Annotated in this window: 14 protein-coding genes and 2 rRNA genes; 12 read left to right on the top strand and 4 right to left on the bottom strand. The window is 48.3% G+C overall.

Going from position 1 to position 19,550, the window contains the following annotated elements:
* Together E1919_RS07975 and rrf are read left to right on the top strand one after the other, a co-directional pair.
* A 23S ribosomal RNA gene (locus E1919_RS07975) occupies nucleotides 1-122 on the top strand; the annotation flags it as partial.
* A 110-nt stretch (nucleotides 123-232) separates the two neighbouring features.
* Nucleotides 233-344: ribosomal RNA gene (gene rrf / locus E1919_RS07970) — 5S ribosomal RNA — on the top strand.
* 136 nt (nucleotides 345-480) lie between these two features.
* On the opposite strand, the gene E1919_RS07965 is transcribed toward rrf, so the two are convergent.
* Both E1919_RS07965 and E1919_RS07960 read right to left on the bottom strand, forming a co-directional pair.
* A complete protein-coding gene (locus tag E1919_RS07965) occupies nucleotides 481-933 on the bottom strand; it encodes a hypothetical protein (RefSeq protein WP_162052815.1) in 453 nt (150 codons plus the stop codon).
* Nucleotides 934-1,237: 304 nt separating this feature from the next.
* On the bottom strand, nucleotides 1,238-1,873 hold the full coding sequence (locus E1919_RS07960) for a hypothetical protein (RefSeq protein ID WP_162052814.1): 636 nt from the start codon (nucleotides 1,871-1,873) through the stop codon (nucleotides 1,238-1,240).
* Between the two features lie 622 nt (nucleotides 1,874-2,495).
* Between E1919_RS07960 and E1919_RS07955 the strand changes: the two genes are divergently transcribed.
* From E1919_RS07955 to E1919_RS07910, 10 genes are all read left to right on the top strand, one after another.
* Nucleotides 2,496-4,505, top strand: coding sequence for a BatA domain-containing protein (locus tag E1919_RS07955; protein ID WP_162052813.1), 2,010 nt, complete (start codon nucleotides 2,496-2,498; stop codon nucleotides 4,503-4,505).
* A gap of 1 nt (nucleotide 4,506) precedes the next feature.
* On the top strand, nucleotides 4,507-5,778 hold the full coding sequence (locus E1919_RS07950; RefSeq protein ID WP_162052812.1) for a dihydroorotase: 1,272 nt from the start codon (nucleotides 4,507-4,509) through the stop codon (nucleotides 5,776-5,778).
* Between the two features lie 60 nt (nucleotides 5,779-5,838).
* Nucleotides 5,839-6,348: a DUF4199 domain-containing protein gene (locus tag E1919_RS07945; protein WP_162052811.1), complete on the top strand. Its 510-nt coding sequence runs from the start codon at nucleotides 5,839-5,841 to the stop codon at nucleotides 6,346-6,348.
* A gap of 29 nt (nucleotides 6,349-6,377) precedes the next feature.
* Nucleotides 6,378-6,902, top strand: coding sequence for a DUF4199 domain-containing protein (locus E1919_RS07940; RefSeq protein ID WP_162052810.1), 525 nt, complete (start codon nucleotides 6,378-6,380; stop codon nucleotides 6,900-6,902).
* Between the two features lie 3 nt (nucleotides 6,903-6,905).
* The gene (locus E1919_RS07935; protein WP_162052809.1) at nucleotides 6,906-7,880 is read left to right on the top strand and encodes a glycosyltransferase family 2 protein; all 975 of its coding nucleotides are present in this window, start codon (nucleotides 6,906-6,908) and stop codon (nucleotides 7,878-7,880) included.
* Nucleotides 7,881-7,893: 13 nt separating this feature from the next.
* The gene (locus E1919_RS07930) at nucleotides 7,894-9,036 is read left to right on the top strand and encodes a glycosyltransferase (protein WP_202915879.1); all 1,143 of its coding nucleotides are present in this window, start codon (nucleotides 7,894-7,896) and stop codon (nucleotides 9,034-9,036) included.
* 213 nt (nucleotides 9,037-9,249) lie between these two features.
* A complete protein-coding gene (locus tag E1919_RS07925; RefSeq protein ID WP_162052808.1) occupies nucleotides 9,250-10,032 on the top strand; it encodes a hypothetical protein in 783 nt (260 codons plus the stop codon).
* A gap of 71 nt (nucleotides 10,033-10,103) precedes the next feature.
* Nucleotides 10,104-12,881: a TonB-dependent receptor gene (locus E1919_RS07920; protein WP_162052807.1), complete on the top strand. Its 2,778-nt coding sequence runs from the start codon at nucleotides 10,104-10,106 to the stop codon at nucleotides 12,879-12,881.
* Nucleotides 12,881-14,056, top strand: a complete 1,176-nt coding sequence (locus tag E1919_RS07915; protein WP_162052806.1) for a DUF4249 domain-containing protein — start codon at nucleotides 12,881-12,883, stop codon at nucleotides 14,054-14,056. Before E1919_RS07920 ends, E1919_RS07915 begins: the two co-directional genes overlap by 1 nt.
* 14 nt (nucleotides 14,057-14,070) lie before the next feature.
* Complete coding sequence (locus tag E1919_RS07910) at nucleotides 14,071-16,521, top strand: hypothetical protein (protein WP_162052805.1); 2,451 nt, start codon at nucleotides 14,071-14,073, stop codon at nucleotides 16,519-16,521.
* A gap of 77 nt (nucleotides 16,522-16,598) precedes the next feature.
* On the opposite strand, the gene E1919_RS07905 is transcribed toward E1919_RS07910, so the two are convergent.
* Together E1919_RS07905 and purB are read right to left on the bottom strand one after the other, a co-directional pair.
* The gene (locus tag E1919_RS07905) at nucleotides 16,599-17,789 is read right to left on the bottom strand and encodes a sensor histidine kinase (protein WP_162052804.1); all 1,191 of its coding nucleotides are present in this window, start codon (nucleotides 17,787-17,789) and stop codon (nucleotides 16,599-16,601) included.
* Nucleotides 17,790-18,063: 274 nt separating this feature from the next.
* Complete coding sequence (purB, locus tag E1919_RS07900) at nucleotides 18,064-19,416, bottom strand: adenylosuccinate lyase (RefSeq protein ID WP_162052803.1); 1,353 nt, start codon at nucleotides 19,414-19,416, stop codon at nucleotides 18,064-18,066.
* Nucleotides 19,417-19,550 lie beyond the last annotated feature (134 nt).

The following is a 19,550-nucleotide window of genomic DNA, read 5'->3' as shown; positions in this document are numbered from 1 at the left end:
AACCCGCCCCAAGATGAGATCTCCCTTAAGGGCCGTGGGAGACTACCACGTCGATAGGCCGCAGGTGTAAAGTCAGAAATGGCACAGCCGAGCGGTACTAATTGCCCGAGCGCGTTCTCAGAGTGGAGACACTAGCCGTAAGAACGGCCCGCTGCTTTCATGCTCTCCCTCTTTCCCAAATCATGTTGATGAAACTACTAAAGCATCATTGCGGTCAGCATCGCAGAACGACAATGGTGGCTATGGCTCCGGTGAGCACCTCTTCCCATCCCGAACAGAGAAGTTAAGCCCGGACGCGCCGATGGTACTGGGGTCACACCCGGGAGAGTAGGTGGCCGCCAACCCTACAAAAAGACGCCCCCTGTTAGAGATAGCAGGGGGCGTTCTTGTGTTTGAGGAATACTAACTTTTGTAAATGTCTTGAGATTTTGAGCATCGATGCTTCTGAAATAATCTAACAGATCAACATGATATATCATATCATTCATGAATGGTAACAGAGCGAATAATTCTACCTGTAGCATTACTTGATCTGGCTAATAACGGTTGATTCTGCCCCTTCACCTTTAGGACTAGCATTGCGAAACTTGAGATTACTTCTACTTCTGTGAAAGTACAGTGGCCATAGCGCGGAATCAGGATTGGAATAAACTTTTCGCTGTTTCCCTGGCTGCTTGTCTTTTCCTGGTATAAGGGTAGATGCCAAATGAGTTGTACAGGGTCCTTTGTAGTTTGTATGCCCACTAAAGGTATAGCTAGTTTACCTGTTGTTTCATAATCTTCTTGAATATTCTGTAAAGCTGTTGGATCTGCTGAAAAACGTTGCACCTGTAGGTTCAGACGTGCATCTTCCAAGAAGTTTCCGGTTCCAAAGTAGACTTTTTTACGGTTATCAAATGGCTGCCCTCCCAGTATTTGCTTTGCGTTATTCATGTAATGTACATCGTAAGTCAACACATCTATCACTGTTGAATCAATTGTGCTGGTGTTACTTGGTTCATAAGGGGCTTGGGCCGTTCTAAGAAGCTTCAATGCAGCCTCCGGGTTCTTGTTGATGGCTTCTAAAACAGCAGGAACATAAACTGTTTTCCAGTTTTGAAACAGGTCATCTGGAATATTTACTGCATCTCCTGGCAGTATGCCCGGGAAAAAATAGTCAAATAAAACCCTAAAGTTTCCATAGTAGTTGATCTGCCCCTGAAAACTCCCGCAAGGGCTACAGAGTGCGAGGCCACCACTAAATGTGGGTATCGTTCGATGGCAAGTGTCGTAATAATGCCTCCCTGTGAAGCCCTGTTAAGTATATTTCCTTAGGTTCTCCAAACTGCTGAATATACAAGGTTCGCAAGTTGAGCATGTCGGCAATACCGCTTTGGATAGCTAAACCATTTTGAGCATAGCTGGTAGTGGCAAAGGCAAAACCTACGCTTGTGAAAATATTTTTATAAACATCGGCTTGATCAGGAAGGCTGAGTGGTTCAAATTCAGGAACATACCCATGTGCATACATGATTAACTCGCCGTTCCACTGAGCGGGTATACAGATTTGTATGATTTCTCCTGACGGTAATGTTTCCTGGCTGCATTCTACTTGTGTAACGGTTCCATCCATTGTTGTAATAGTATGCGTAGTGGAAGCCATTAAATCGGTGGCTTTTGGAGTGGCATCTGTTACTTGATTTGGCTCCTGATCTGTTAGAGTCTCGCAATGAGTAAATAATAGGAGCATACCTAGCAAGGCTGTAGTTGTACCTAATCGAAATGTAGTTTGGATGTATCGAAGGATATGCTTTTGTTTAAAGAAGCAGGTCGTTTTGCTATTTGTTTTGAGCCCTGTACCCTCAGCGTTGGAATTATGAGTTTGTAGTTTCATATGTATGAAAATCAAAAAGTTGGTTTAGAAGAGAAACTTATTACATTGGTATGGAAGAGATAGAGAATAAGCGAGCAGTGAAAACAAGTAAAGTGTAGGGTGCTTGTATGAAGTAGAAAGACCAAGAAGACTTCACGTCAGTAATTCAACATGTCAGATCAGCAGGAAATGTTGTATTCTTTACTTAATTAAGTAACCCGAATTATCTTTAAGTAATTTTAAATAATCTGTATTTCAACAATGACAGCTGTGCATTAACTGTAGGGTTTAGCTTTTTTCGAGCTGTAAGGCCTCAAATGCTCCACGATATTATGGGGTGTAGGCACGCTTAAGGGCTTGCGTGGCTTTGCATTGAATATGCTTTAGTAATAGGAAGTATCAAATAGTATACGGTATTGTATTGTATAAAGAAGTGTTTATTTTGTATTTAAATATGAGTGTTCAGTGATTTATAGTGTATGTGCAGAAACTGCTAGTGTACTGTTAAATCTTTGAGCGTTATCCATAATGAAGCTTACTGATTAAAGTACTGTTGTTTAACCACAACAACAGTCAAACTAGTTTTCGAGTATAGCAACAGACTAGTTGTTGTTTTTCAAGGCTTTCCTCTATAACTTGTCTTATGGCTTTTTTATACCCGTCTTTTCTTTTTGCGCTTGCTGCTATCGCTGTGCCTGTTGTGCTACATTTGGTGCAGCTGAGGCGGGCAAAGCGGGTTATATTCAGTAATGTCCGGTTTATTCAGGCTTCTAAAGACCTGACGGCCAGCCAGCGTAACCTAAAAGAACTGCTGATACTGCTGTGCCGTATTCTATTTGTCGTTTTCCTGGTGCTGGCTTTTGCGCAGCCTTTCCTGCCTGCTTCTAATGCCGTTGCTCCTGCGGATGCGTCCCAGGTGGCCATTATAGTGGATAATACCTACAGTATGCAGAATGTGCACGAGCAGCAGGATTTATCCCTCCTGAACGTGGCCTCCGACAGGGCGAAGGATATTGTGGGTATGTTTCCTGCGTCCACTGCTTTTAAAGTGGCCTCCAGTAACCGGGCAAAGCATGGTGCTGCGGTGCAGGCTTCGGAAGCCACAGGATACCTGGAGGAACTCGATTTTTCAGCTAAGCAATATTCGGCTGTTGTAGCCTCCGCTATTAGCCAACCGGCACATACGTTTGTTCTTTCCGATTTTCAAAGAAGCACGTTCCAGCTTTCGGAACTTGCGAAGTATGACAGCACCACACAGATTCACCTGGTGCCTATTGCTGCTGCAGCCACTGGAAACGTAGCCATCGACTCTGTTTATCTTGAAGACGAGTTTATCCGGCCATCAGCGGAGAATATCCTCCACGTGAGCCTTTTTAATGCCGGAGAAGAGGCTGTAGAGGGGGTTCCGGTAAAATTGATGATTGAAGACCAGCAGGTGGCGGCGCTAAGTGTTGATTTGCCGCCACAACAGGCAACAGAAGCCGTTATGAACTTTAGAGTAAATGGGGACGGTGCCAAAAAGGCTTATGTGTTGGTAGAGGATTACCCGGTGGAGTTCGATAATACTTATTATTTTGTTTTGTCTCCTTCCACGGAAGTAAATGTTACAGAAGTAGCGGAAAGCCCCGGTAGTTCACTTCAGCGCCTGTACCAGAATGAGTCTTTCTTTAGCTTTACTTCTTATAGTGCGGGCAACATCAATTATGCACAGGCGGGTACTTCTGATATTATCATCCTGAACGGCGTGTCTGACCTTTCTGCTGCCTTGGCTGCTACAGTTACTAACTTTGTGGAGGCAGGAGGTACGGTGGCCGTCATTCCTCCGGCAGGAGGCGAAGTGGCGGGCTATACTACCTTGTTTCAGAACCTGAACATACCTGCCAGTTTTACAGGAGCAACAGCGGCAAGCAGTAAAACAAGCCTGGCTGCTCCTGACCCGAATAATCCTTTTTTCCGGAGCATTTTTTCTGATTATGATCCTAAGATGCAGATGCCTGCTGCTGTTCGTAGTGTGGCCTGGAACAGAGCATCAGAAGATATTCTGAAATACAGGGGAGGGGCATCTTTTATGTCAAGGTTTGATAGGGGCAGCGGCCATGTATACCTGATGGCGGCGCCGCTTCAGGAAGATTATAATGCGCTGGCTAACCATGCCCTGTTTGTGCCCATCATGTATAAGTTGGCCATCAGTAGCTATAAGCAGCAACAAGCGCTGGCTTATACGTTGTCTGCCAACACCGTACAAGTGCCGGCCATCAGCAGAAGGCAGCAGGAAGGGGTATATGCCTTACAAAAAGATAGCCTTGCCTTTATACCGGAACAGCAGGTACGGGGCGGACGGCTATACTTTAACACACCCGCCGACATGGATGAAGCTGGTTTTTACACCTTGCAGCTTCAGGACTCCACTATCACGACGCTAGCCTTTAACTATGGCAAAGACGAGTCTTACCTGGCACAGTATACGCCGGATGAACTGAAGGCCTTAGTTGGTGCAGACCGCCAAAACGTGCATGTCTACGAAAGCGGGGACGCGTTTTCAGTGAAGGGCGAGTTCGAAAAAAGTTATTTTGGAGTAAAGCTTTGGAAATATTGCCTAATATTGTGTCTGTTTTTCCTGATGGCCGAAATAGCACTTATTAGATTCCTCTAAAATGAAAATACTTCTCCAAGCAGCAACAATCTACCACCCACAATCTGAACATCATCTACAAAAAAAGAATATCCTGATCCAGGATGGCATTATCACGTACATAGGCTCCGAAACGCAGGAAGCGGATGAGACCATTGCGACTGAAGGGCTGTGTGTGTCGGCAGGTTGGGTAGACATGTTTGCCTTCGTGGGAGAACCAGGGCTGGAGTATAAAGAAAATCTGCATTCCTTAGCTGCTGCTGCAGCGGCTGGTGGCTTCACGGAAATAGTGTGCCTGCCAAACACAGAGCCGGTTGTGCAGACGAAAGGAGCCGTGAATTATGTGAAAAGCATTGCACAACAATTGCCTGTGAGCCTTTTGCCTGCAGCGGCTATCACAGTAGATACCCATAGCAAAGACCTGACAGAAATGATAGATCTGCACCGGGCAGGAGCAGTGGCTTTCACAGATGGCACAAAGCCGCTGCAGGGGGCGGATGTACTGCTCAAAGCACTGCAGTATGTGCAACTGTTCGATGGCCTGCTAATGAATAAAGCCGAGCATACACGTCTGACAGAACACGGGCAAATGCACGAGGGCGAAGTAAGCACCCGCTTAGGGATGAAAGGCATTCCTGCGCTGGCAGAAGAAGTAATGGTAGCCCGCGACCTGCAGTTGCTTGCCTACACAGGAGGAAGGATGCACTTTTCACTTCTTTCTACGGCAGCGGCCATAGAGGCAGTCCGGAAAGCGAAAGCGGAAGGCCTGCACGTCACCTGTGATGTCGCCAGTTACCAGGCAGCTTTTACAGACGAGACAATTACTCCTTTTGATACAAACTATAAAGTAGCTCCGCCTTTCAGAGGCGAAACAGATGTGGCCGCTATAAAGCAAGGGCTGCAGGACGGAACCATCGATGCCCTTGTATCGGCGCACATGCCGCACGACACAGAAGCGAAGCGGCTGGAGTTTGACCTGGCTGATTTCGGCATCATCAACTTAGAAACTTCCTTTGCTGTGGCAAACAGCACCCTTTCAGGCGTATTATCGACGGAGCAATTGGTAGCGAAGTTTACCTCTGGCCCACGCCGGATTCTGCGCCTGGCCGAACCGCAGATAGAAGAAGGAGAGGCCGCCAACCTGACGCTCTTCAACCCGGATACCTCCTGGACGCCATCTGAAGCAGCTACAAAATCTAAGTCTAAAAACAGTCCTTTCTTTGGCCAAGAGCTAAAGGGGAGGGTTATCGGCACGATACACAAAGGGCAGGCAGTGCTTAATCAATATTTTTAATATATTTATACTTATATTGAGCTTGTGTTGGCAAAAGACCAGCAGGGGCGAATTAGCAAAATGCTGAATCAGACAATTATTAGGGTTGGAATACGCTACGGCGTACTGTGTAGTCTGGCTTGTTTCTTATTGGTGGTAGTCCTTTACTTTATGGGGTATAACCCCTTTGGTGGCGCAGGTCGCCTGACGTACCTGCCAATTCCCGTATTTATATTTCTTGCCATCCGCTACTTTAAGTTGTTCAACGACGGCAACATGAGCTTTGGCAAAGGCTTTAGAGTAGGGCTGTCAGTAGCATTCTATACTGCCATGACGACCGCCATGCTAATTTTTCTTTTCATTTACCTGGTAGGGCCAGAGGTGATACAGACCCATGTGGCGGAGATGAGGGCTTTACTCGAGGAGACGAGAGAAGAGCAGGTGAGAATGTTAGGGGAAAGCCTGTATGAAGAGGGGTATAAGGCACTGGATTCTTTAACGCCAAGTATGCTGGCAGCAGATGATTTTGTGCGGCGGATGTTTGTGGGAGGGCTTTTTTCATTGATAGCGGCCGTTTTCTTTCGTAAGTAAAAACGTAAACCTATAAACAGCTAACAACTATGACCACTATTGAAAAGCAACCCTCTGTAGCATCTGTAGCCCTTAAGTATGGCTTACTCTTTGGTTTGGTAGGTGTCGTCTATCAGGTTATCATCATGGTAACCGATTTAGGCGATAACCGTTGGCTTAGCAGCCTTGCGTATATCATTCTGATTGCGGGTATCGTGCTGGCCATGAAAAACTACAAGGAGCAGAACTTCGGCTACATGTCGTATGGGCAGGGGCTTGGAATCGGCACCTTGTTAGCAGCGGTTTTCGGCTTTATGACCGGCTTGTTCACCTGGGTATATACGGCATTTATAGACACCGAATACATGGCGCGCATGATGGAGAAGCAGCGTGTGCAGATGCTGGAGCAGGGCCTTTCAGATGAGCAGGTGGATGCAGGTATGGCGATGGCGGAGAACTTCCAGGGCCCGTTAACAATGGTTATTGGCGGGACTGTCATCACGTTAATTTTTGGCTTTATCTTTTCTTTGGTCATCTCAGCAATAATGAAGAATAGCCGTCCGGAGTTTGAGTAAAACATGCAGTATCCTTATGATATTTCAGTAGTGGTTCCCCTCTTTAATGAGGAGGAATCGTTGCCTGAACTTGTGCGGTGGATTAAACGTGTGATGCACGCGCACGAGTTTTCTTATGAAGTAATTTTAGTTGATGACGGCAGTACCGACCGCTCCTGGGACGTAGTGTGCAGTTTAGGTGCCGAAGACAACACGGTAAAGGGCATCAGCTTTAACCGCAACTATGGCAAATCGGCAGCCTTGAACGAAGGCTTCCGACGTTGCTCTGGTGAAGTGGTGATTACCATGGACGCTGACCTGCAGGACAGCCCGGAGGAGATCCCGGCGCTGTATGATATGATCAAGAACCAGCGCTATGACCTGGTGAGCGGCTGGAAAAAGAAACGCTTCGACCCACTGAGCAAAACAATCCCTACCAAATTTTTTAACGCCGCTACCCGCAAGTTGTCAGGCATCCAACTGCACGACTTTAACTGCGGCCTGAAAGCATACCGGCAGCTGGTGGTAAAAAGCATTGAGGTGCACGGAGAAATGCATCGTTATATACCTGTTATAGCGAAGTGGAACGGTTTTACCAGAATAGGGGAGAAGCCCGTGCAGCACCAGGAGCGCAAGTATGGCACCACCAAGTTTGGCCTGGAGCGCTTTGTTTATGGTTTCCTAGACCTGCTTTCTATCACGTTTGTCAGCCGCTTTAAGAAGCGCCCGATGCACTTCTTCGGTACCATGGGTACGCTTATGTTTGTGGTGGGTCTGGGAATTACTGTCTGGCTGATAGCCCAGAAAATGCTAGGCGTTTATTTGGGAGGCCGTGTGCGTGATATTGTGGACCAACCGCTGTTCTTTCTGGCATTGGTAGCTGTTGTACTGGGGGTGCAGCTGTTTCTGGCAGGGTTCCTGGCTGAAATGATCTCCATGGCCTCCAACAAACGCAACGAGTACCTTATCCGGGACAGGGTAGGAGCGCTCAGGAAATAAAAGAACATCAATAATGAGACAGCGGGTTGTTATAGTAGGGCCGGCACATCCGTTGCGGGGCGGTGGCATGGCTACTTTTAACGAGCGCCTGGCCTACGCCTTTCAGGAGGCAGGCGATGAGGTGGAGATTGTTACCTTTAGCCTGCAATACCCTTCCTTCCTGTTTCCGGGCAAAAGCCAATACACGGACGATCCTGTCCCGGAAGACCTCCAAATCAAAGTACTCATCAATTCAATCAATCCTGTCAGTTGGTGGCACACCGGCAACTACATCCGGAAACAGAAGCCAGACCTGGTTATCTTCCGCTATTGGCTTCCTTTTATGGGGCCTGCCCTTGGCACGATAGCCCGCATCATCCGCAGAAACAGGCACAGCCGCATACTGGCTATCACAGACAATGTGGTGCCACACGAGAAGCGGCCGGGGGATGTGCCTTTTACAAAATATTTCCTCAGTGCCTGCCACGGTTTTATCACGCTCTCACGTTCAGTGTTGCAGGACCTGAAGCGTTTTGAACCCGACAAGCCAGCAACATACCTGTCGCACCCGCTGTATGATAACTTTGGCGAAGCAGAAACTAAAGCAGCAGCCTGTGCCGCTTTAGACCTCGACCCGCAGTACAATTACCTCCTGTTCTTCGGTTTTATCCGGGCCTATAAAGGCCTAGACCTGCTACTGCAGGCCCTGGCGGAACCAATGCTGCAACAGCGCCCGGACATAAAGCTGATTGTGGCAGGTGAATTTTACGAGGATGCAGCTCCATACCACGCCCTCATTCAAAAACTGAACCTGCAGCACCGCCTGGTGCTGCACACTGATTTTATACCTAACGCAGCTGTACGCCACTATTTCTGTGCTGCTGACCTGGTGGTGCAACCTTATAAGCATGCCACGCAAAGCGGTGTAACGCAGGTTGCCTATCACTTCAATAAACCTATGGTGGTGACAAATGTAGGAGGACTACCGGAACTGGTGCCGGATGGGGAGGTGGGGCATGTTGTGGAGCCGCAGCCACAAGCAATAGCGCAGGCTATTCTTCAATTTTATACTTCAAAACAAGGAGAGGCATTTTCTCAGCACATACAAGTCTACAAAAAGCGCTTTAGCTGGTCCCTCTTTGTGCAGGCTATCTGGGAAATGGCAATTAAGCTGTAGCCCAATTAATGCACTCTCTGTTCTGTAAAATTTTATGAGGAGGCAAATGATGCTTTACCCATAAATGTGCCTTCCATTCTCTCTTTGGCTGTTTTTTAGCCAACTAAAATGCTCGTATGAATTTTGAAACAGAATATTTGTTATAACACTTGTCTATATTTTATAATGAACTTAACTTACTGAAGAATTCATTCAAATTATACAATATAGAAAATGCGGCCGGTAAAACTAAAGTGCCTGTTTCTGATGGGCATAGCGCTACAGCTTTCCTTTTTATTTACAGGCATCACGCATGCACAAAGTAGTCCGGTAGATACTGCGTTCCTGCAGAGTTCAGTGCAGCACGCGCTGGCAGCCTATGAGGAAGCTGTAGGTGTTCAGACGCATTTATATAACGGCACAGAGTATGTCGACTATAAAAAGCCTCATTTCGAAGGCGATCAGTTTTTTATTTCAAAGGCGGTAGTGCGGGGGAATGTATTTTACGATGGCGCCTGGTATAAGCAAGTACCTCTGCTGTATGATGTAGTAACCGATGAAGTGATACTGCCTCATAACAGCAGCGGCTTGATGTTGAAGCTCATCAACGGGAAAGTTGACACGTTTCAACTGCACGGGCACACATTTGTGCACCACAAAGCAGATAGTGCCGGCCAGAATATACTACAGCCCGGGTTCTACGATTTAATGTATAGCCAGGACACCCAATTCCTGGTGAAGAGAATAAAGGAGATGCAGGACAGAGCCACGCCGGACGGTATGGAGGGCGAGTTTAGGATGGTAGATAAATTTTACATCCGGAAAGACGGGCAATTCCATCAGGTGAACAGCAAGCGGTCTGTGTACAAGGTTTTCAAAGACAAAAAGAGACAACTGCAGAAATATGCTTCTGCGCAGCGCTTCAAATTCCGGAAACAGCGGGAAGAAGCCATACTTGCCTTAACCAGGTACTACGATAGCCTTTCTGATGAAGAGGCACAGAGCAGTGGTAAATAAGCCTGAGCTACTTCTTATACTTCCATACTTAAATTAACCCGGCAGAAGTGCCAGCTGTAACGAACAAACTTATGACCCACCTGTACCGCCCCATTTTATCTCTTCTTGTGGTTTTGTGTTGTGTAGCGCAGGGGCAGGCGCAGCAAACAGAAGCAGCCTTCATTAGCGGCAATTTTAAGTCAGCTACTTTTGAGGAGTTTGCCCGTGAGGTGGAGGCGCAGACTAATTATCAATTTTACTTTGACGCTACTGCTGTTGACAGCCTTTCCATCACGCTGCAGGTAAAGGAGCAGCCGCTTTCTAACGTACTTAGCCAGGTTTTCCGAAATACAGACTTACAGTTTGCCATAGACGCTGCGCAGCGGGTATTTGTCACGAGGGGCACGCAGCTTAGTGTAAGCCTGCCAAAGAATTTCTTCGAGCCTGTAGAAAACACAGGGGATAGCGCACCACAGGTAGCCGCTAACCGATTACAGGGCGAGGAGAAAGAAGTTAAAAAAGCGGGATCAGAGCTGAAGCTCTACGAGATAGGTGTAAAAAGAGAGGGTGCAACTGGTAAAGCGAACCTAGCCGGGCACCTGCGCGATTTTAAAACCGGCGAACCGATCATTGGAGCGGCAGTATACATTGAGTCCCCGCTGATAGGCACCACCTCCGACCAGTACGGCTACTACTCCCTCACGCTGCCTGTGGGCCGACACGAGCTGAAAGTAAAAGCCATCGGGCTGCAAAACACTAGGCGCCACATCATGCTGTACTCCGAAGGAAAACTGAACATTGACATAGCCGAAGATGTACGGACGCTGAAAGAGGTGCTGGTAGAGGCGGAAAAAGACAAAAACGTGTCGGGGCTGCAGATGGGTATGGAAAAGCTGGACATCCGCACCATCAAACAAGTACCCACGGCTTTCGGAGAAACCGACATTTTGCGTGTGGTGCTTACGCTGCCGGGGGTGAAGTCTGTGGGAGAGGGTAGCACCGGTATGAACGTGCGCGGAGGTAGTACCGACCAAAACCTGATTCTGTTTGACGATGCTACTATCTATAATCCATCGCACCTTTTTGGTTTCTTCTCAGCCTTCAACCCCGATATTCTGAAAACGGTGGAGCTCTATAAAAGCGGAATCCCGGCCAAGTATGGAGGTCGCCTGTCGTCGGTGCTGGAAGTGACGAGCCGCGACGGTAACAAAAAAGAGTTTGCCGGGTCTGGTGGCATCGGCTTGCTCACGAGCAGACTTACCCTAGAAGGACCCATTCAAAAAGACAAAACTTCCTTCCTCATCGGGGGCCGCAGCACATACTCCGATTGGCTGCTGAAAAAACTCCCGAACAAATCATTTAACGAAAGCTCAGCAGGCTTCTACGATATCAACGGGCACATCAGTCATGAAATAAACGAGAAGAACACATTATACCTGAACGGCTACCTGAGTAAAGACAGGTTTCAATTGGGCGCCGACACCCTGTTCCGCTTCAGCAACCAAGCGGCAAGCCTGAAGTGGAAGCACATCTTCCAGAACAAACTGTACGGCGTGCTCACAGGTGTATACAGCCACTATGATTACGACGTAACCAGCAAGAAAAATCCGGTGAATGCTTCCAGGCTTACCTTTGGTATAAACCAATCGAACCTGCAGGCCGACTTCAGTTATTTCCCTACGTCCAAGCATACCGTAGATTTTGGCGCAAGCTCTATCTTATACAATGTAAATCCCGGCACTCTGACGCCTAACAGCCCGGAGTCGCTGATTGCGCCGGACCGGCTACAGGCAGAGCGTGCCCTTGAAAGTGCCATCTATGCCTCCGACCGTTTCGATATCACCCGCCGTTTCTCAGTTTCTGTGGGTCTGCGTTACTCCTTCTTTAATGCCTTGGGGCCACGGTCAGTGAACACTTACGCTCCCGGAGCTCCTAAAACGGAGGGCACGATACAGGATACGGCTGTTTATAAATCAGGCGATGTGTTTGCTACCTATCACGGGCCAGAATATAGGCTGTCGGCAAGGCTTGGGCTAACAGATAACTCTTCGGTAAAGTTGAGCTTCAACCGCATGCGCCAGTACATTCATATGCTTTCTAATACCACATCCATGTCGCCCACGGATGTGTGGAAGCTGAGTGATGCGAACATCAGGCCACAGGTAGGCGACCAACTGGCATTGGGCTATTACAGAAACTTCAGGGCCAATACGATTGAGTTCTCTGTGGAAGGATACTACAAAAAGATGCAGGATTTCCTGGACTACAAGAGCAGTGCTACCCTGGTCATGAACCATCACATAGAAACGGATGTGGCTGGCGCAGAAGGCAAGGCCTATGGTGTGGAAGTGATGCTGCGAAAAGCAACCGGCAAAATGAATGGCTGGGTGAGCTATACCTATTCCCGCACGCTGGTGCGCCTGGATGACGCGGAGACCGGCGAAAAGATAAACAACGGCGAGTACTACCCCAGTAATTTTGACAAGCCGCACGATTTTACCCTTATCAGCAACTACCGTTTCAGCCAGCGTTTCAGCACCTCGGTTAACTTTACCTACAGCACCGGCCGGCCTATCACCCTGCCGCTTGCCAAATATACCCTGGGCAACAGCCAGCGCATTTATTACTCTGACAGAAACGCCTACCGGGTGCCAGACTATTACCGCCTGGACCTGGCGCTGAACATAGAAGGCAACCATAAAATTAAAAAACTGGCGCACAGCTCCTGGACGTTGGCTGTCTATAACCTGACCGGGCGACGAAACCCTTATTCCATTTACTTCAAAGCAGAGGAAGGCAGAATAAACGGGTATAAGATGTCCATCTTCGGCCAGCCTATCCCTACCATCACCTATAACTTTAGATTTTAATGCAGATGTATACCCGACGTTTTAAAAGTATAATTTGCTGCTGTTTACTGCTGCTGGGTGGTTGTGTGGAGCCCTATGCACCGGAGGTAATTGAAGGCCCGAATCATTATTTGGTGGTGGATGGCTTAATAAACGGAAACGGTATCACTACGGTAAAGCTGTCGCGCACGCAAAACATCTCAGAAGAGAGTATGCCTATGGCAGAGATGGGCGCTACACTACTGCTGGAAGAGGAGCAGGGGGCACAGTATCCGCTGCATGAGGCTGTTCCTGCCACATATGTCAGCAGCAGCCTTAACCTGGACCTCACCAAGAAGTACAGGCTCTACATCAGGTTGTCTACCGGCAGGGAGTATGCATCTGAATTTGTTGATGTAAAGCAAACGCCGCCCATTGAGAAGGTTGGCTGGGAGGCGCTGGATAACAGTCTGCAGCTATATGTCAGCAGCCGTGACCCGCAGAAGAATACGCAGTATTATCGCTGGGAGTATGAAGCCACCTGGGCCTATACGGCAGCCTTGAATTCAAATATAAAATACGATGAAGCCACCGGGACCATTGTTCCCCGCACCCGCAGCGACGAAAATATCTATAACTGCTGGAGAACAGACTACTCCACAGGTATAAAACTGGGCTCCTCCGCTAAGCTAAGCGAGGATGTTATTCATGAGTATCCCATCCTGACGCTGCCTGCTGCCTCGGAGGAACTGCGCATTAAGTACAGCATTCTGGTAAAACAGTATGCGCTCACGCAGGAGGCGTACCAGTACTGGGAGGCGCTCCGGAAAAACACCGAGAGCATTGGCACTTTGTTCGACCCGCTGCCCGCGCAGCTGACGGGGAATGTGCATAGCCTGGCAAACCCTGACGAGCCTGTGATTGGCTATGTAGGGGCCTCGTCGGTGCAGGAGGAGCGGCTTTTTGTGAGCCGGGAGGAGCTTCCGAAAGAGTGGCGGTACTTTTATCCTACCTGCCAGATGGACTCACTAATGCCAGCAGAAGGGCAGACTTTAGCAGATTTAGCGGAGCGTTTCAAATATGATGCTTACATGCCTGTCACTGAAATATATGCTCCTGATGGGCCTCCTGCTCCCATCGGCTATATGGGTGCGGTAAAAGGCTGCGTTGACTGCCGGACACGCGGCACCAACGTGAAGCCTGATTTTTGGGAGTAAAGCAACACCGACACATGAAAACAAACCAGATGAGAACGCTACATAGTATGGCACATACTGCTGCCAGGAGAGGCTTATATCTTTTACTAGGTGCTGTGCTTATGATAACTGCAACAGTCCCTGCACTTGCCCAAACCGAGACACTAAGGAGCTTGGTGCAGGACTTTGACGCCTACCGCAGCAAGGCTCTGCAGGAGAAATTGTACCTGCACCTCGACAGGCCCTTCTATGCATGCGGGGAAACCATGTGGTTTAAAGTCTACAATACAGACGGGACTTTGCACAAGCCGCTGGACCTGAGTAAAGTAGCTTACGTAGAGGTGCTGGATGAGGGCCTGAAACCGGTGCTGCAGGGGAAAATAGCCTTGAAAGACGGCACAGGCAATGGTTCTTTTGTGCTGCCAGTCTCGCTGACCTCTGGCAACTACAAAGTGCGGGCCTACACCAGTTGGATGAAGAACTTCGGGCCCGAGTTTTATTTTGAAACACCAGTTACCATTGTTAATTCCTTTACTAATCTTGGTTTTGCACCTGTGCAGGACTCAGCAGCTTACGCGGTCCAGTTTTTCCCGGAAGGCGGAAACCTGGTGCAGGGGATATCCGGCACAGTAGCTTTCCAGGGAGTAAACAAAAAAACAGGCAAGGGTGTAGACTTCGCCGGAAAAGTAGTAGACAACAATGGTGTGGAGGTGGCGCAGTTTCGCTCCCACAAGTTTGGCATCGGGCAGTTTACTTTTACACCAGCTGCCGCTGCCACGTATACGGCTATTATAGAACTCCCAAACAGGAAAGTGCTCCGGCAAAAACTGCCCCAGGTATACGAACAGGGGTATAGCCTGCACCTGGAGGAGTATAATGCAGACCAGCTACAGCTTACAGTTGCAGCCACCGGTCAGCAACCAGAGGCGGTGCACCTGCTAGGGCATGCCCGGCAAATAATAGGAGTGGCTGAAAGTGCGAGGCTGCAGCAAGGTGCCGCTACATTTGTGGTGGACAAAAACAAACTGGCAGAGGGTATAAATCATTTCACCGTTTTCAACAATCAGAAACAGCCGGTGTGTGAACGCTTATACTTTAAGCGCCCGACACAAAAGCTGCAGGTGGAGGCTAGTACAGACAAAGACCTTTACACAACAAGAGAAAAGGTAACCACTAGCCTCCTGACGCAGGCGCAGGCAGGGCAGGCGGTACCAGCTAACCTGTCAGTGTCTGTTTACAAACTGGATGCCTTACAGGGAGAAAGTGCAACCGATATCAATCCCTATCTATGGTTAACTTCTGACCTGAAGGGAACAGTGGAACAGCCGGGGTATTATTTCACAGCATCCGGGCCGGAGGTTGATGAAGCTGTAGACAACCTGATGCTCACACACGGCTGGAGCCGTTTCCGCTGGGAGGACGTGTTGCAGGAGCAAAGCACCAACTATAAATTTCTGCCGGAGTACAATGGCCACTTTATCAGGGGTAAGGTTACAGACGCTGAAACGGGTGCTATTGCCCCCAGTATTACCACCTACTTAGCTGCCCCTGGCAAACACGTGCGCTTCTACAGCGCCACTAGTGATAAAGAAGGGCTGATGCAATTTGAAGCAAAGGACTTTTACGGACCGAAGGAAATTGTGGTACAGTCAAACTTTCTGAAAGACAGCACCTATCATTTTGAGATTTTCAGTCCCTTTTCAGATAAGTATGCAGCCAGGCCATGGCCTGGTTTTGATATAGAAGAGCACCTGCAGCAGGAGTTGACACAGCGGCATATCGGGGTGCAGGTGCCCTATACCTATCACGAAAAGCACCTGAATGTATACCGGGCCCCGGGCATTGACAGCACGGCCTTTTATGGTAAAGCAAATGCCACTTACCTGCTGGACGACTATGTTCGCTTTAAGGTAATGGAAGAGGTAATGCGCGAGTATGTGCCGGGGGTGCAGGTGCGCCTGCGAAAAGGTAGTTTTCACTTCAATGTACTAAACTCTCCGCATTCTTCCCTTTTCTATACAAACCCGCTGGTGCTGCTGGATGGTGTTCCTGTGTTTGACATTGACAAAATTATGGCGTTCGACCCCCGAAAGGTTCGGAAGTTAGAGGTGTTTACCAGCAGGTACTTCCACGGGCCACACGTATACACCGGCCTTGTCAGCTACACTACCTACCAGGGCGACCTGGCAGGCTTTCAGCTGGACCCGCGCTCGCTGTTGATTGAGTACGAAGGCCTGCAACTACAGCGGGAGTTCTATGCACCTTCCTACGAAAGTGATGAGCAAAGGCAAAACCGCCTTCCTGATTTCCGAAACCTGCTTCACTGGTCTCCCAATGTAGTGACCAAAGCAGATGGTAAGGCAGCTCTAAACTTTTTCACCTCAGACGATGCTGGCAGGTATATAGTTGTAGTGCAGGGAATGACGAGGAGTGGCCTGGCAGGCAGCAAAACTTTTACATTTGAGGTAAGGCAGCAGGCACTTTAGAGACTGTTCCGCAATATCAGTCACAAAGTGTATCGTGACTGATTGTAGAGGCAACACTCAAATTGATGCTGTGAACTTTACCCTGGCCATGTAAAGTAAAAGGTGGTGCCCTGGCCAGTATCTGATTCTATCCAGACGCTACCGCCTTTGTCTTCTACTATTTTCTTTACAGTGGCGAGTCCGATACCAGATCCGTGCTTCTTGCTGGCATCCCGGAGCAGGCGCTCAAACATAGCAAAGACTCTCTCCTGGTGCTGCAGTGGAATACCCGGGCCATCATCCTTCACACAGAAGGTATAATAGTTCTTTGACTTCTTTTCTGCACTGATCCATAAGTTTCCTTTGCCTGTGTGATGATATTTAAAAGCGTTGGAGATAAGGTTTGCGAAAACCTGCTGTAACAGCACTTTCTCAGTGGTTAGTACCGGTAAGTCAGGCGAAATGTGCGTCTTCATTTCAGGGCCTCCGGAATGCTCCGCTACCAAGCCCTTTACCAGGCTTTGTACATCAACTTCCTCTTTCGGCAGGTCTTTTACCTGCGTCATGGAATACTGCAGGAGCCCCATCACCAGTTCTTCCATAGCTGCGGCGCTGTCTTTTATCAGGAGCAGGTTACTGGCCATATTGTTTAAGTCCTTTGCAGCTAAATCATCCTGCAGCCATTCTGTAATCGTGCTGATGTTCATGATAGGCTCTTTCAGGTCATGCGAAACCATGCGCACAAACTGTTCAAGCTTTACGTTTGCCGCCTTCAGCTGTAGCTTCTCTTTTTCCAGTTGCTCTTTTTTCAGGCGTAGCTCAAAACTAGCAACTACCTGCCGTGCCAGTGTATTTAAGGCTTTCCTTTGTATTTCCGTGAGCTGCCTTGGAACAGTGTCAAGTACACAGAGGCTGCCGAGATTATAGCCTTTTTGGGTAATAAGCTGTGCACCAGCATAAAACCTGATATGCGGAGGGTTGGTCACAAGAATATTTTCCCGGAAGCGCTCATCCTGCAGCGTATCCTCAATCTCTAAAATATTATTCTGAAGTATAGTATGTTGGCAAAATGAGATAGAGCGGGGTAACTCGCATACCTCTGTACCTACTTTGGATTTGAACCACTGTCTTTCTTCTGTAACCAGCGTAATAAGTGAGATGGGAGAATTACAGATATGTGCGGCAAGTGCCGTGATGTCATCAAATTCTTTTTCGGAAGGAGTGTCAAGAATATTATATGCTTTCAGCGCCCTCAGTCTTTCTACTTCCTGCTTTTCAATGATAGCCATTTTTAATTTCTCCTGTATAAATGTAATATCATACTAATTACATTTATATTTATATACGTAATTTTAAACATTTGTGTATAATAGGTATGTCTTTCGGAAAGGCAGAAGAGTGAAAGATGCCCCTGGTCAGGCATTCCAGATACATGACGATATTTTTATAACGTAGTAGAGGTGCATTAAATTATAGCTCAGGAAGCTTGTGAGCTACAAGTCAGAAAACGAAAAAGCCTCTGTGGGTATTCCACAGAGGCTTCCTGTATAAATAAATTCAAGTCTACAGCAGTGCTACACCTGTATAGTTGAAAGGAGATATTTGCTTCAGTTCTGCTTTAATCTGATCAGTTACCTGCAGTGTTTGAATGAAATCATGTATGCGCTGTTCTGTTATCTTCTCATTTTTCCGGGTCAGCTCTTTCAAAGCCTCGTACGGCTGCGGATAGCCTTCGCGGCGAAGCACTGTCTGAATACCCTCTGCCACAACAGCCCAGTTATCCTCCAGGTGCCTGCTCAGAGCGGCCTCGTTCAGTTCTAACTTTTCAATACCACGCTCCAGCGATTTAAGGGCAACGATAATATGCGCTAATGGCACCCCGACATTGCGAAGAACAGTAGAGTCCGTCAGGTCGCGTTGCAGGCGGGAGATAGGCAGTTTGGCGGACAGGTGTTCCAGCACGGCATTGGCAATGCCCAGATTTCCTTCGGCATTCTCAAAATCAATCGGGTTTACCTTGTGTGGCATTGCTGATGAGCCTACTTCACCTGCCTTAATCTTTTGTTTGAAGTAACCCATCGAGATGTACTGCCATATATCGCGGGAGAAGTCTGTCAGAATCGTATTCAGGCGCTTCAGACCATCAAAATAAGCGGCCAGGTTATCGTAGTGCTCAATCTGGGTAGTATACTGGCTGCGGTGCAGGCCCAAAGCCTCCTGCACAAAGCGGTTGCCGAACTCAGGCCAGTTAATGCCTGGGTAAGCTACATGATGCGCGTTAAAGTTACCTGTGGCTCCGCCAAACTTTGCCGAAAAGGGCACCTGCCGCAGCTGCGTCAGTTGCCCCTCCAGCCGCTCTGCAAATACCATAAACTCTTTGCCGAGGCGGGTAGGGGAGGCCGGCTGGCCGTGCGTATGTGCCAGCATCGGGATGTCTTTCCAGGCCTGTGCCAGCGTCGCCAGCGTCTGCTGCAGGTTCTGGTAAGCCGGTTGCAGTACCTGCTCATCTGCCTCGCGCAGGGAGAGTGGAATAGCAGTGTTGTTTACGTCCTGCGAAGTCAAACCAAAGTGGATGAACTCTTTGTACTCGCTCAGACCAAGGGCGTCAAACTTGTCTTTGATAAAGTACTCCACTGCTTTTACGTCGTGGTTCGTTACCTTTTCAGTCTCTTTTATAGTGAGGGCGTCTTCTTCTGAGAAGCTTTCGTAAATTGCGCGCAGCTCTGGAAAAAGGCTGCTGTCTACCTGCTGTAGCTGCGGCAGGGGCAGTTCGCACAACGCAATAAAATACTCCACCTCTACCAGCACCCGGTAGCGGATAAGCCCGAATTCTGAGAAATAAGCGGCAAGTTCAGTTGTATGGCGGCGATAGCGGCCATCCACCGGCGAAATAGCAGTAAGGGATGTCAGGTTCATACTGTAGAAAATTCTTTGTTCAAAGATACATAGCTTTGCCACAGGAAGCCAAAGGCATGCCAGCTGATTTAACGTTTAAGTTACTTTTTAAAGGAATTAGATACGCTAAGGGATTGTTAGCTATCTAGTTAAAT

It is taken from the genome of Pontibacter pamirensis, from assembly GCF_010015475.1.
GTDB classification, from domain to species: Bacteria; Bacteroidota; Bacteroidia; order Cytophagales; family Hymenobacteraceae; genus Pontibacter; species Pontibacter pamirensis.
Note: the sequence above shows the minus strand (reverse complement) of the source record. Positions and strands in the feature narration are given on the sequence as shown.